The organism is Streptomyces roseifaciens, from assembly GCF_001445655.1.
GTDB lineage: Bacteria > Actinomycetota > Actinomycetes > Streptomycetales > Streptomycetaceae > Streptomyces > Streptomyces aureoversilis.
The window spans coordinates 234,802-247,976 of the sequence record NZ_LNBE01000003.1 but is presented as its reverse complement, the minus strand read 5'-3'; the positions used below and the strand labels follow the sequence as shown (position 1 = coordinate 247,976).

11 protein-coding genes are annotated in these 13,175 nt (G+C 73.5%); 7 read left to right on the top strand and 4 right to left on the bottom strand.

Annotated elements, in window-relative coordinates:
• Positions 1 to 978, bottom strand: a complete 978-nt coding sequence (locus AS857_RS07140; protein ID WP_058042298.1) for a hypothetical protein — start codon at positions 976 to 978, stop codon at positions 1 to 3.
• Positions 979 to 1,081: 103 nt separating this feature from the next.
• Between AS857_RS07140 and AS857_RS07135 the strand changes: the two genes are divergently transcribed.
• The 5 genes from AS857_RS07135 (at position 1,082) to AS857_RS07115 (ending at position 8,353) form a co-directional block, all read left to right on the top strand.
• Entirely contained in the window at positions 1,082 to 2,611 is a 1,530-nt protein-coding gene (locus tag AS857_RS07135) for a helix-turn-helix domain-containing protein (RefSeq protein ID WP_058042297.1), read from the top strand.
• 120 nt (positions 2,612 to 2,731) lie between these two features.
• Entirely contained in the window at positions 2,732 to 4,039 is a 1,308-nt protein-coding gene (locus tag AS857_RS07130; protein ID WP_245699658.1) for an arginine deiminase, read from the top strand.
• Positions 4,040 to 4,127: 88 nt separating this feature from the next.
• Complete coding sequence (gene argF / locus AS857_RS07125) at positions 4,128 to 5,129, top strand: ornithine carbamoyltransferase (RefSeq protein ID WP_058042296.1); 1,002 nt, start codon at positions 4,128 to 4,130, stop codon at positions 5,127 to 5,129.
• A gap of 144 nt (positions 5,130 to 5,273) precedes the next feature.
• Positions 5,274 to 6,101, top strand: coding sequence for an enoyl-CoA hydratase family protein (locus tag AS857_RS07120; RefSeq protein ID WP_058042295.1), 828 nt, complete (start codon positions 5,274 to 5,276; stop codon positions 6,099 to 6,101).
• On the top strand, positions 6,098 to 8,353 hold the full coding sequence (locus AS857_RS07115) for a bifunctional salicylyl-CoA 5-hydroxylase/oxidoreductase (protein WP_058043964.1): 2,256 nt from the start codon (positions 6,098 to 6,100) through the stop codon (positions 8,351 to 8,353). The genes AS857_RS07120 and AS857_RS07115 overlap by 4 nt, the downstream gene beginning before the upstream one ends.
• A 113-nt stretch (positions 8,354 to 8,466) precedes the next feature.
• Here the strand turns inward: AS857_RS07115 and AS857_RS07110 are convergent, their stop codons facing one another.
• The gene (locus AS857_RS07110; protein ID WP_058042294.1) at positions 8,467 to 9,306 is read right to left on the bottom strand and encodes a PaaX family transcriptional regulator; all 840 of its coding nucleotides are present in this window, start codon (positions 9,304 to 9,306) and stop codon (positions 8,467 to 8,469) included.
• Positions 9,299 to 10,957 (bottom strand): AMP-binding protein, encoded by a 1,659-nt coding sequence (locus AS857_RS07105; RefSeq protein ID WP_058042293.1) that lies wholly within the window; start codon positions 10,955 to 10,957, stop codon positions 9,299 to 9,301. The genes AS857_RS07110 and AS857_RS07105 overlap by 8 nt, the downstream gene beginning before the upstream one ends.
• 129 nt (positions 10,958 to 11,086) lie before the next feature.
• Here AS857_RS07105 and AS857_RS07100 point away from each other — a divergent pair, with 129 nt between their 5' ends.
• A complete protein-coding gene (locus AS857_RS07100) occupies positions 11,087 to 12,223 on the top strand; it encodes an acyl-CoA dehydrogenase family protein (protein WP_058042292.1) in 1,137 nt (378 codons plus the stop codon).
• 89 nt (positions 12,224 to 12,312) lie between these two features.
• Positions 12,313 to 12,705, top strand: coding sequence for a RidA family protein (locus tag AS857_RS07095; RefSeq protein ID WP_058043963.1), 393 nt, complete (start codon positions 12,313 to 12,315; stop codon positions 12,703 to 12,705).
• A gap of 22 nt (positions 12,706 to 12,727) precedes the next feature.
• Here AS857_RS07095 and AS857_RS07090 read toward each other — a convergent pair whose 3' ends face one another.
• Positions 12,728 to 13,168: a hypothetical protein gene (locus tag AS857_RS07090; protein WP_058042291.1), complete on the bottom strand. Its 441-nt coding sequence runs from the start codon at positions 13,166 to 13,168 to the stop codon at positions 12,728 to 12,730.
• Between the last annotated feature and the right edge of the window lie 7 nt (positions 13,169 to 13,175).

The window sequence follows — 13,175 nt, the reverse complement described above, 5'->3', positions numbered from 1 at the left end:
TCAGCCGCCGCCGTTCGTCGTGCGGGCGCGCTCGGTCAGGGCGTTGAGGAGCGCGGCGGCGGTGGCGGCGTCGTCGACCGTGACGACGAATTCGCTGCCGGTCGTCAGGCGGGCCACCACGGCGTCGCCGGACCGCAGGGCGAAGCCGCTGCGGCCGGGGACGGCGCGGTAGCCCCAGCCGCCGAGGTCGCGCAGCGGGTCGACGTCGCGGTGGACGGCCTCCTCTATCCGGTCGAGCGGAATGCGGACGCGGGGGCGGGGCAGGCCGAGCACGTTGACGGTGAGTCCGTGCCGGTCGACGGTGACGCGGACGCCGAAGCAGGCGCACAGCACGGCTCCGCCGGCCATCAGGCCGGCGCCCGCGGCCCAGCCGGCGAGCGGGGTGAGGACGGCGCCGGCGGCCAGGAGCGCCCCGCCGCCGGCGAGCAGGGGGCGCGAGCCCGCGCTCCGGGTCCAGATCGCGCTCTCGCCCTCGCGGAGGTCGAGGCGGGGCACGGCGGCGGCCGCCTTTGCCGGTGCCGGCGCCGGGGCGCCGCGCCCTCCGGCGAGGGCGCCGATGCCCGCGGCCACGGCGGCGACGAACGCGGCGGCGCCGAACGCCCCCGGGGTGAGGTGCGCCTGACCGGCCGTTTCCGCGCGGGCGTTGCCGAGGACGACGCAGACGGTGACGGCGCCGAGGAACCCCGCGACGCCGCAGCCGAGGGCGACGAGCACCCGCGCGCCGCGCGTCGCGTACACAAGTCCGCCGAAGAGGAGCGCCGGTACGAGCAGGAGGCCGAGCGCCTGGTAGGGGAAGGAGCCGAGCGCGGTGAACCCGTCGGCGCCGCCGGAGCCCGAGAAGTGCGTGGCGACGGGGTCGGGCAGGCCGTCGCGGCGTACCAGAAAGACCGTCAGGAAGGCGACGCAGGCCAGCAGATGGGCGGCGGCCACGACGAGGGGCGCACGAAGGCCGCTCACCGGGCGCAGGGTCACAGTCATGGCACCTCCGGGGCACCTCCGAGTTGTACGCATCGTAATAGAACAACCAATGGCCAGAACCGCCATGCGGATGAAATCTCATATGTGAGATAACGTCTACGGCATGACAGACGCATACCTCGCCCGTATCGGCAAGCTGATCCGCGATGCCCGTCAGCACCGAGGCTGGACCCAGTCGCAGCTCGCGGAGGCCCTTGGCACCAGCCAGAGCGCCGTGAACCGCATTGAGCGAGGAAATCAGAACATCAGCCTTGATATGATCGCCAGGATCGGTGAGGCGCTGGACAGCGAAATCGTCTCCCTCGGTTACGCGGGGCCCATGCACCTCAGGGTGGTCGGCGGACGCCGGCTCTCCGGTTCCATCGACGTCAAGACCAGCAAGAACGCGTGTGTCGCGCTGCTCTGCGCCACCCTGCTCAACGCCGGCCGCACGACCCTGCGCCGGGTCGCCCGGATCGAGGAGGTCTACCGGATCCTGGAGGTGCTGGGCAGCATCGGCGTCCGGACCCGCTGGATCAACGACGGCAACGACCTGGAGATCGTGCCGCCCGCGGAGCTCAACCTGGCCGCCATGGACACCGAGGCCGCCCGCCGGACGCGCAGCGTCATCATGTTCCTGGGCCCACTGCTGCACCGCATGGACCACTTCAAGATTCCGTACGCGGGCGGCTGCGACCTCGGCACCCGCACCGTCCAGCCCCACATGACGGCCCTGCGCCACTTCGGCCTGGAGGTCACCGCGACCGACGGCACGTACCACGCACAGGTCGACCGTTCGGTCGCACCCACCCGGGCGATTGTGCTGACCGAGCGCGGGGACACCGTCACCGAGAACGCCCTCCTGGCGGCCGCCCGGCACGACGGCGTGACCGTCATCCGGAACGCCAGTTCGAACTACATGGTCCAGGACCTGTGCTTCTTCCTGGAGGAGCTCGGCGTGCGCGTCGAGGGCATCGGCACGACCACCCTCACCGTGCACGGCGTCGCCACCATCGACCGCGACGTGGACTACGCCCCGTCCGAGGACCCGGTGGAGGCCATGAGCCTGCTGGCCGCCGCCGTCGTCACCGAGTCCGAACTGACCATCCGGCGCGTACCGGTGGAGTTCCTGGAGATCGAGCTCGCGGTCCTGGAGGAGATGGGCCTCGACCACGAGCGCAGCCCCGAGTACCCGGCGAACAACGGCCGCACGCGCCTGCTGGACCTGACCGTCCGCCCCTCCAAGCTCCGGGCCCCGATCGACAAGATCCACCCCATGCCGTTCCCGGGCCTCAACATCGACAACGTGCCCTTCTTCGCGGCCATCGCCGCGGCCGCCCAGGGCCAGACCCTCATCCACGACTGGGTCTACGACAACCGCGCCATCTACCTCACCGACCTCAACCGCCTCGGCGCGGACGTCAAGCTCCTCGACCCGCACCGCGTCCTCGTCGAGGGCCCGACCCGCTGGCGCTCGGCGGAGATGATGTGCCCGCCGGCCCTGCGCCCCGCCGTGGTCGTCCTGCTGGCCATGATGGCCGCCGAGGGCACGTCGGTCCTGCGCAACGTGTATGTCATCAACCGCGGTTACGAGGACCTGGCGGAGCGCCTCAACTCGATCGGCGCCCAGATCGAGATCTTCCGCGACATCTGACCCCGCGGGCCCTCACCATCCCCCCTTCCCCCCTCCCGTCAGGGGCCACGGCGAACCGCCGGTGGACGTTTCGCCGTGGTGAACCGGGTCATCACGAGTGATCCGGGACAGGATGGGGGGATGGGATTCCATGTCGATTCCGAGGCCGGGCGGCTGCGCCGCGTCATACTGCACCGCCCCGGCCTGGAACTGAAGCGGCTCACGCCCTCCAACAAGGACGCTCTCCTCTTCGACGACGTGCTCTGGGTGCGGCGGGCCCGCGCCGAGCACGACGGCTTCGCGGACGTGCTGCGCGAGCGCGGGGTCGAGGTGCACTTCTTCCAGGACCTGCTGGAGGAGAGCCTGACGGTGCCGGAGGCCCGGGCGCTGGTCCTGGACCGGGTCTTCGACGAGAAGGAGTACGGACCGCTGGCCACCGGCCACCTGCGGGCCGCGTTCGAGCGGCTGCCGGCGGCGGAGCTGGGCGAGTGGCTGGTCGGCGGGATGACCAAGCGCGAGTTCCTGGAGCGCTGGAGCGAGCCGGTCTCCGTGCGCTTCCACGCCATGGAGCTGGACGACTTCCTCATCAACCCGCTGCCCAACCACCTGTTCACCCGGGACACCTCCGCCTGGGTCTACGACGGGGTGTGCGTCAACGCGATGCGCTGGCCCGCGCGTTGGCACGAGACCGTGCACTACGAGGCCCTCTACCGCTACCACCCGCTCTTCTCGGGCGGCGGCTTCCACGTCTGGTCCGAGGGCCAGGCCGCCTACCCGTCCACGATCGAGGGCGGCGACGTGCTCGTCATCGGCGAGGGCGCCGTGCTGATCGGGATGAGCGAGCGGACCACCCCGCAGGCGGTGGAGATGCTCGCCCACCGGCTCTTCGCCGCCGGATCGGCCCGCACGATCGTGGCGCTGGACATGCCCAAGCGGCGCGCGTTCATGCACCTGGACACCGTGATGACCATGGTGGACGGGGACACCTTCACCCAGTACGCCGGGCTGGGGATGCTCCGCTCGTACACGATCGAGCCGGGCACGGGCGAGCGCGAGCTGAAGGTCACCGACCACCCGCCGGAGCACATGCACCGGGCGATCGCCGCGGCCCTCGGCCTGGACTCGGTGCGGGTGCTGACCGCGACGCAGGACGTGCACTCGGCGGAGCGGGAGCAGTGGGACGACGGCTGCAACGTGCTGGCCATCGAGCCGGGCGTGGTGGTGGCCTACGAGCGCAACGTGACGACCAACACCCACCTGCGCAAGAACGGCATCGAAGTGATCACCATCCCGGGCAGCGAGCTGGGCCGGGGGCGGGGCGGGCCGCGCTGCATGAGCTGTCCGATCGAGCGGGATCCGGTGTCCGGGCCGCCCGCCGGACCGCCCGTCCCGAGCCCGGTCGCGGTGCCCTCCGCCGCCTCCGCCCCGGGTGGTCCTTCGCACATCTGATTGCATAGCAATGCGGAAGCGTGTATAGAATTCCATCTTTCCGCAGTCGTGAGCCCCGCGAGCCAGAGCCAGCTAGGAGTCCATCCCCATGACGACAGACCTCAAGGGCCGTCACTTCCTCAAGGAGACGGACTTCACCGCCGAGGAGTTCCACAGCCTCGTCGAGCTCGCGGCCGAGCTCAAGGCCGCGCGGCAGACCGGCACCGAGGAGCAGCGGCTCCTCGGCCGGCACATCGCCCTGATCTTCGAGAAGACCTCGACGCGCACCCGCTGCGCCTTCGAGGTCGCCGCGGGCGACCAGGGGGCCCGCACGACCTACCTCGACCCGGCGGGCTCCCAGATCGGGCACAAGGAGTCGGTCAGGGACACGGCACGCGTGCTCGGCCGCATGTTCGACGCCATCGAGTACCGGGGCCACGGCCAGGACGTCGTGGAGGAGCTGGCCGAGCACGCCGGGGTGCCCGTCTACAACGGCCTGACGGACGAGTGGCACCCCACCCAGATGCTCGCCGACGTCCTCACCATGTCCGAGCACACCGCCAAGTCCCTGGACCACGTCGCCTTCGCCTACCTCGGCGACGCCCGCTACAACATGGGCAACTCCTACCTCGTCACCGGCGCGCTCCTCGGCATGGACGTGCGCATCGTGGCCCCTGAGGAGCTGTGGCCCGACGCGGACGTCATCGCGATGGCGCGGCGGCTCGCCGAGACGAGCGGGGCGCGGATCACCCTCACCCCGGACGTCGCCGAGGGCGTGAAGGGCGCGGACTTCGTCGCCACCGACGTATGGGTGTCGATGGGCGAGCCCAAGGAGGTGTGGGACGCCCGCATCGCCCTGCTCGCGCCGTACGCCGTCACCATGGACGTGCTGCGCGCGACGGGCAATCCGGCGGTGAAGTTCCTGCACTGCCTGCCCGCCTTCCACGACCTGGAGACCTCGGTCGCCCGCGAGATCCACGAGCGGCACGGGCTGACCTCCCTGGAGGTCACCGACGAGGTCTTCGAGTCGCAGCACTCCGTCGTCTTCGACCAGGCCGAGAACCGGATGCACACGATCAAGGCGGTGCTGGTGGCGACGCTGGCCGGCTGACGGCGCAGTCGCCCCGGGCGGTCGGCGGCCGGCCGTCCGGGGCAACTCCCCTTCTATCGCGCACTCGTGACGACAGTCACGCACCGGTGATAACTTCACAGCGCAGGCACGCACCAGCCCCCCGGCTGAAGGAGGCCGCGCTCCATGAGTCCGTTCACCGGCTCCGCGTCCCGTACCGAGGAGTGGCGGCACCTGCGCCTCACCCTCGACGCGGGCGTCGCGACCGTCACCCTCGCCCGCCCGGACAAGCTCAACGCCCTCACCTTCGGCGCCTACGCCGACCTGCGCGACCTCCTGCCCGAGCTGGCCCGCGACGGCTCCGTGCGCGCCCTCGTGCTCGGCGGCGAGGGCCGCGGGTTCTGCTCCGGCGGCGACGTCGACGAGATCATCGGCGCGACCCTGGCCATGGACACCGGGCAGCTCCTGGACTTCAACCGGATGACCGGGCAGACCGTACGGGCCCTGCGCGAGTGCCCCTTCCCGGTCGTCGCCGCCGTGCACGGGGTCGCCGCGGGCGCCGGGGCGGTCCTCGCGCTCGCCGCCGACTTCCGCGTCGCCGACCCGACCGCCCGCTTCGCGTTCCTCTTCACCCGGGTCGGGCTCTCCGGCGGCGACATGGGCGCCGCCTACCTGCTCCCCCGCGTCGTCGGCCTCGGGCACGCCACCCGGCTGCTGATGCTCGGCGAGCCCGTACGCGCCGCCGAGGCCGAACGCATCGGCCTGATCAGCCAGCTGACCGACGAAGGGCGGGCCGCCGACGCGGCACAGGCCCTCGCCCGCCGTCTCGCCGACGGGCCCGCCCTCGCCCACGCCCAGACCAAGGCCTTGCTCACCGCCGAGCTCGACATGCCCCTCGCGGCCGCCGTCGAGCTCGACGCCGCCACCCAGGCCCTGCTCATGAACAGCGCCGACTACGCCGAGTTCCACGCCGCGTTCACCGAGAAGCGGACCCCGAAGTGGCGGGGGCGATGACGGGCGCCGCCGCGCGGGTCGCCGTCATCGGCGGCGGGCCGGGCGGCCTCTACGCCGCGGCCCTGCTGAAACGTCTCGCCCCGGAGCGCGAGGTCACCCTCTGGGAACGCAACGCCCCCGACGACACCTTCGGCTTCGGCGTGGTCCTCTCCGACGAGACCCTCGGCGGCATCGAGAGCGCCGACCCGGAGGTCTACGCCGCCCTGCGCCGCGAGTTCGTCCGCTGGGACGACATCGACGTCGTCCACCGCGGCACCGCGCTGCGCTCCGGGGGCCACGGCTTCGCCGCCCTCGGCCGCCGCCGGCTCCTGGAGATCCTCCACGAGCGCTGCCACGCGCTCGGCGTCCGGCTCCGCTTCCGCACGGAGGCGCCGCCCGCCGAGGAGCTCGCCCGCACCCACGACCTCGTCATCGCCGCCGACGGCGTCCACAGCCGCACGCGCGAAGCCCACGCGGAACGCTTCCGGCCCACCCTCACCACCCACCGCTGCCGCTACATCTGGCTCTCCGCCGACTTCGCCTTCGACGCCTTCCGCTTCGAGATCGCCGAGACCGAGCACGGCCTGATGCAGCTCCACGGCTACCCGTACCGGCACGACGCCAGCACCGTCGTCGTCGAGATGCGCGAGGAGGTCTGGCGCCGCGCGGGCCTCGACCGCGCCGACGAGGACGCCACGCTGGAGGCCTGCGGCAAGTACTTCGCCGACGCCCTCGGCGGCCGCCCCCTGCGCTCCAACCACTCCGCCTGGACCGCCTTCCGCACGGTCGTCAACGGGCACTGGCACCACGGCCGTACGGTCCTCCTCGGCGACGCCGCCCACACCGCCCACTTCTCCATCGGCTCCGGCACCAAGCTCGCCGTCGAGGACGCCCTCGCCCTCGCACAGGCCCTGGAGCGGCACCCCGACGTGCCAGCGGCGCTCGCCGCCTACGAGGACGAGCGGCGCCCGGCCGTCGCCTCCACCCAGCGTGCCGCCCGCGCCAGCCTGGAGTGGTTCGAGGACCTCGCCGTGCACGTGGACCAGCCCCCGCGCCGGTTCGCCTTCAACCTCCTCACCCGCAGCCGCCGCGTCACCCACGCCAACCTGCGCCTGCGCGACGCGGACTTCGTCGCCTCCGTGGAGGACGAGGCCGGCGTCCCGCCCGGCACGCCGCCCATGTTCACCCCCTTCCGGCTGCGCGGCCTGACCCTGCGCAACCGGGTCGTCGTCTCCCCCATGGACATGTACTCCGCGGCCGACGGCACCCCCGGCGACTTCCACCTCGTCCACCTCGGCGCGCGCGCCCTCGGCGGAGCCGGGCTCGTCATGGCCGAAATGGTCTGCGTGAGCGAAGAGGGCCGGATCACGCCCGGCTGCTCGGGGATGTACGCCCCGGAACACGAGCGGGCGTGGCGCCGCATCACCGGCTTCGTGCACGACCGGGCGCCGGGCACGGCGATCGGCCTCCAGCTGGGGCACGCGGGACGCAAGGGCTCCACGCGCCGTATGTGGGAGGGCATCGACCAGCCGCTCCCGGAGGGGAACTGGCCGCTGGTCGCGCCGTCGGCGCTGCCGTACCGGGCCGGCGTCAACCAGACCCCGCGCGCCCTGTCGGTCGCCGAAATGCGTGCCGTACGCGATCAGTTCGTACGGTCCGCGCAGGCCGCCTCCCGCGCCGGGTTCGACCTCCTCGAACTCCACTGCGCCCACGGCTACCTGCTGTCCGGCTTCCTCTCCCCCCTGACCAACCGCCGCGACGACGCCTACGGTGGCGATCTCGACGGGCGGCTGCGCTACCCCCTGGAGGTCTTCGACGCCGTCCGGGCCGTGTGGCCCGCCGACCGGCCCATGACCGTACGGATCTCCGCCACCGACTGGGCCGACGGCGGCACCACCGCGGAGGACGCCGTCGCCGTCGCGCGCGCCTTCGCCGCCCACGGGGCCGACGCGCTCGACGTCTCCACCGGCCAGGTCGTCGCCGACGAGCGGCCCGCGTTCGGCCGCTCGTACCAGACGCCCTTCGCCGACCGCATCCGCCACGAGGCGGGCGTCCCCGTGATCGCGGTGGGCGCCATCTCCTCCTGGGACGACGTCAACTCCCTGATCCTGGCGGGCCGCGCCGACCTCTGCGCACTCGGCCGGCCGCACCTGTACGACCCGCACTGGACGCTGCACGCGGCGGCCGAACAGGAGTACGCGGGGCCGGGGGTGTCGTGGCCTGCGCCGTACCGGGCCGGGAGCCGGAGGCCGCCGACCGGGCGCGGGGCTTAGCGACGCTGCCGGGTGACCCCGCCGTTGCACGGGGCTCCGCCCCGGACCCCGGTCCTCAATCGCCGGACGGCTCTGTTTTCTTCTGAGCCCCCTCGATTCCTGTGGGCCGGCCGTCAGGCCAGCTCCCCCGCCACGAACCGCGCCCCCGCCTCCCGCAGCCGAGAATGCAGCGCACCGAACACCCGCGCCGCCCGCACCCCGGGCCAGTCGGCCGGCAGCAAGCCGCCCGGCAGGCCGGGGTCCGCGTACGGCAGGTGCCGCCACGAGTCCAGCGCGAGGAGGTAGTCGCGGTAGGCGTCGCGTGGCGGCACCACCCGGCGCCGCGCCCAGCGCCGCAGCACGGGTTCGTGGGCGGTCAGGAAGGCGTGGTGCTGCGCGGCGAGGGATTCGAGGTCCCACCAGCGGCCCACGGCTTCGGCGGTCGGTTCGAAGCCGAGGTGGGAGCCCCTGAACAGGTCGACGTAGGAGGCCAGTCCGAGCCGTTCGAGGGTGTGCCGCGTCTCGTCGTGGACGTGCGCGGGAGCGATCCACACGCCGGGGGCGGCGGTCCCGAAGCCGAGCCGGGCCAGCCGCGAGCGCAGCAGGTGCCGCTTGTGCCGCTCCTCCTCGGGTACGGAGAACACGGCCAGCAGCCAGCCGCCGGCCGTCCGCGTGGAGGCCCGGCCGTAGATGCGCCGGTCGCCGTCGTCGAGGAGCTGCCGTGCGGCTTCCGAGAGGCCGTAGCCCGCGGCCCCGTCGGGCGTGCGGTCCGCGACGAGCAGGCCGCGTCGTTTGAGGCGCGAGACGGCCGACCGCACCGAGGGCGAGTCCACGCCGACGGCACCCAGCAACCGGATCAGGGCCGCGATCGGTACGGGCCGGCCGCCCGTATGGCGGGCGCCCCCGCGGCCGTACGCGCCGTAGAAAGTGACGATGAGGGACCGAGGAGTATGGAGTGGTTGCTGGTCAGTCACGGGGAAACTGTAAAGCGCCGTGACGCAGCCGGAAGCGCTGCAATTTGCCGGTGGGCGTGCGGGGAAGGGCCTCCGGGAACTCGATCTCGCGAGGGCACTTGTAGGGAACGATCTCCTTTTTGGTGAACTCCCGCAGCGCCGCCGCCGTTTCCGCGGTGCGCGGAACCCCCGCCCGGAGCACCACGTGGGCCACGACGATCTCGCCGCGCCGCTCGTCGGGTCGCCCGACGACGGCCGCTTCCAGGACGTCGGGGTGGCGCAGCAGGGCCTCTTCCACCTCCGGGCCGGCGATGTTGTAGCCGGCCGAGATGATCATGTCGTCGGCGCGGGCGACGTAGCGGAAGTGGCCGCCGGGCTCGCGGACGTAGGTGTCCCCGGTGAGGTTCCAGCCGTCGCGCACGTACTCGCGCTGCCGTGCGTCGGAGAGGTAGCGGCAGCCGGTGGGGCCGCGCACGGCCAGCAGGCCGGGTTCGCCGTCCGGCACCGTCCGGCCGTCGGGGCCGACGACGCGCGCCTCGTAGCCGGGGACGGGCAGGCCGGTGGTGCCGGGGCGGATCGCGTCGTCGGCGGCGGAGATGAAGATGTGCAGCATCTCGGTCGCGCCGATGCCGTTGATGACGCGCAGCCCGGTGGCCTGCCGCCAGGCGTGCCAGAGGGCCGCGGGCAGGTGTTCGCCCGCGGAGACGCAGCGGCGCAGCGACGAGACGTCGTGCGGGCCGGGCTGCTCCAGGGTCTCCAGCATCGAGCGGTAGGCGGTGGGGGCGGTGAAGAGCACGGAGACGCGGTGGCGCCGGATGTCGGCGAGGAGGTGCTCGGGGCCGCGCCAGTCGGTCAGCAGGGTGGCGGCGCCCGCCCGCAGGGGGAAGATCACCAGGCCGCCGAGGCCGAAGGTGAAGCCCAGGGGCGGGCTGCCGGCGAAGACGTCGTCGGGGCGCGGCCGCAGGACGTGTGCCGAGAAGGTGTCGGCTATGGCGAGCACGTCGCGGTGGAAGTGCATGCAGCCCTTGGGGCGTCCGGTGGTGCCGGAGGTGAAGGCGATGAGGGCGACGTCGTCCGCGGAGGTGTCCACCGCCGCATACGATGAGGGTTTGTCCGCGGCCAGGCGCAGCAGGTCGCCGGGGGTGTCCCCGCCGTACGGGGTGATGCGCAGGGGTTCCGGGGCCTGCGCGAGGGCGTCGAGGCCGTCGAGCGAGCGGGCGTCGCACAAGGCGTGCCGTATGCGGGCCAGTTCGCAGATCGTGGCGAGTTCGTGCGGGCGCTGGGCGGCCAGGACGGTGACGGCGACGGCTCCGGCCTTCATCACGGCGAGCCAGCAGGCGGCGAGCCAGGGGGTGGTGGGGCCGCGCAGCAGGACGCGGTTGCCGGGGACCACGCCGAGGTCGCCGGTGAGGGTGTGGGCTATGCGGTCGACGTGGGCGGCGAGTTGGCCGTAGGTCCACCGGCAGCCGGTGTCGTCGTGCACGGCGGGGCGGTCCGGGCCCAGCCGGGCCACGGTGGCGTCGAGGAGTTCGCTGCCGCAGTTGAGGCGGGGCGGGTAGGCCGGCAGGGCGCCGCTCTTGTACGGCAGGCCGGGCCAGTGGCCGGCGGGCGGGAGGTGGTCGCGCGGGAAGGTGTCGACGTGGGCCGACGGCTGAAGCTCGGTCGCTGCCATCGCTGATGCGCCCCCTCGCGCCGGTGACATGGAGGTGAACGGGGGTCTTGCCAGCCGTGCGGATCCGCTGTCAGCGTAGCGACTTGGTGACGGCAGTCAACACAGCGCGATATCACGAAGGGGCCGCCCATGGTCACCCCGTTCGCCCTCCACCCGCAGCAGCGCGCCTGGTGCGAAGACCTGCGCACCCTCGCGGCGGAGCGGCTGCGCCCGCTCGCGGCCGGCGGCGAGCCGGGCCGCGTCGACCGGCCCCTCGTCGCCGCCCTCGGCGAACTCGGCCTGCTGGCCCGGCTCTTCCCCGCCGACGGGCCGGTGCGCGCGACGGACCTGTGCCTGCTGCGGGAGTCCCTCGCGCGGGAGTGCACGGAGGCCGAGACCGCGCTCGCCCTGCAGGGGCTCGGCGCCTACCCCGTCGTGCAGTCCGGGACCGCCCGGCAGCGCGCCCGCTGGATGCCGGAGGTGGTCGCGGGCCGGGCGGTGGCCGCGTTCGCGCTGAGCGAGCCGGCCGCCGGGTCCGACGCGGCGGCGCTGGAGCTGTGCGCCGAGCCGGACCCGTCCGGCGCCGGGGACGGCTGGCGCCTCTCGGGCGAGAAGACGTGGATCTCCAACGCCCCCGAGGCCGACGTCTACACCGTCTTCGCCCGTACGGGGCAGGCGCCCGGCTCGCGGGGCGTGACGGCGTTCCTCGTACCCGGCGACAGCGCGGGACTGTCCGGCCGCAGCCTGGACATGCTCAGCCCGCACCCCATCGGCACGCTGACGTTCGACGGCGTGCCGGTCGGCGCCGGGGACGTCCTCGGGGTGCCGGGCGGCGGCTTCCGCGTCGCCATGCGCACGCTCGACCTCTTCCGGCCGAGCGTGGGGGCCTTCGCCGTCGGCATGGCCCGGGCCGCGCTCGCGGCCGCCGTCGCCCACGCCGGGGAGCGGCGCGCGTTCGGCGGCCCCCTGAAGGACCTGCAGGCCGTCTCCCACCAGCTCGCCGAGATGGCCACCCGCACGGAGGCCGCGGCGCTGCTGGTGTACGCGGCGGCCGCGGCGTACGACGCGGGCGAGCCCGGCATCGCGGCCCGCTCGGCGATGGCCAAGCTGTTCGCCACCGAGACCGCGCAGTACGTCGTGGACGCGTCCGTGCAGCTCCACGGCGCCCGCGCGCTGCGCCGGGGGCACCTGCTGGAGCACCTGTACCGGGAGGTGCGCGCGCCGCGGATCTACGAGGGCGCGAGCGAGGTCCAGCGCACGATCATCGCGAAGGAGCTGTACCGGTGAACACCCACGAGACGGCGGGAGGCGCGGACACCCGCGAGGCCGGAAGCGCCGATGGAGGCGGGGGCGCCGACGGGGCCGGGGGCGCCGACGTGCGCCGGATCAACCCGCCGGAGCTCTCCCCGCCCACCGGCTTCTCCCACGCCGTCACCGCAACCGGGAGCCGGCTCGTCCTCCTGGCGGGGCAGACCGCCCTCGACGGCGCCGGCCGGATCGTGCCCGGCGGGCTGCCGGAGCAGTTCGAGCGGGCCCTGGGCAATCTGCTCGCCGCCCTCCGCGCCGCGGGCGGCGGGCCGCAGCACCTCGCGCGCGTCACCGTCTACGCCACCGACGTCGCCGCCTACCGCGCGCACGCCCGGGAACTGGGCGGCATCTGGCGGCGGCTGGCCGGGCGGGACTACCCGGCGATGGCCGTCATCGGCGCGGTGCGCCTGTGGGACGAGGCGGCGCTGGTGGAACTGGACGGGATCGCGATGCTGCCATGAGCGGAAGGAGGGGGCGAGGGGATCAGAAGCCGCTGCAGGTCGCCGTCGCCTCCCGGCCGGACGCCGTGGCGGTCCACGGCCGGCGGTCGTCCACCGTCACCGAGCAGGTGACCGTACCGCCGCCCTTCCCGGTCGTGACGGCCAGCAGGCCGCCCTTCTCGAACTCCGTCGTCTCCAGTTCCTTGCGCCAGGGCAGGTCCCGGGGGGCCTCCTTCTGCGTCACGACGGCCCCGTCCCGCCAGGTGCTGTACGCGATGGACACGCCCTTCGCATCGCCGGTGACTTCGTACCGCACCCGGACCGTTTCGCTCTGCCCGGCGAGCACGACGACGATCGCCGCGCACCCGGCGGCCAGCAGGAGCACGGCGGCGAGCAGCACCCACGGCCACTTCCGGTGCCCCCGGTGGCGGACGCGCGGCGGCGCACCGTGCGCGTAGTCGTCGCCCCAGTGCTGCGTACTCATGCGGCCA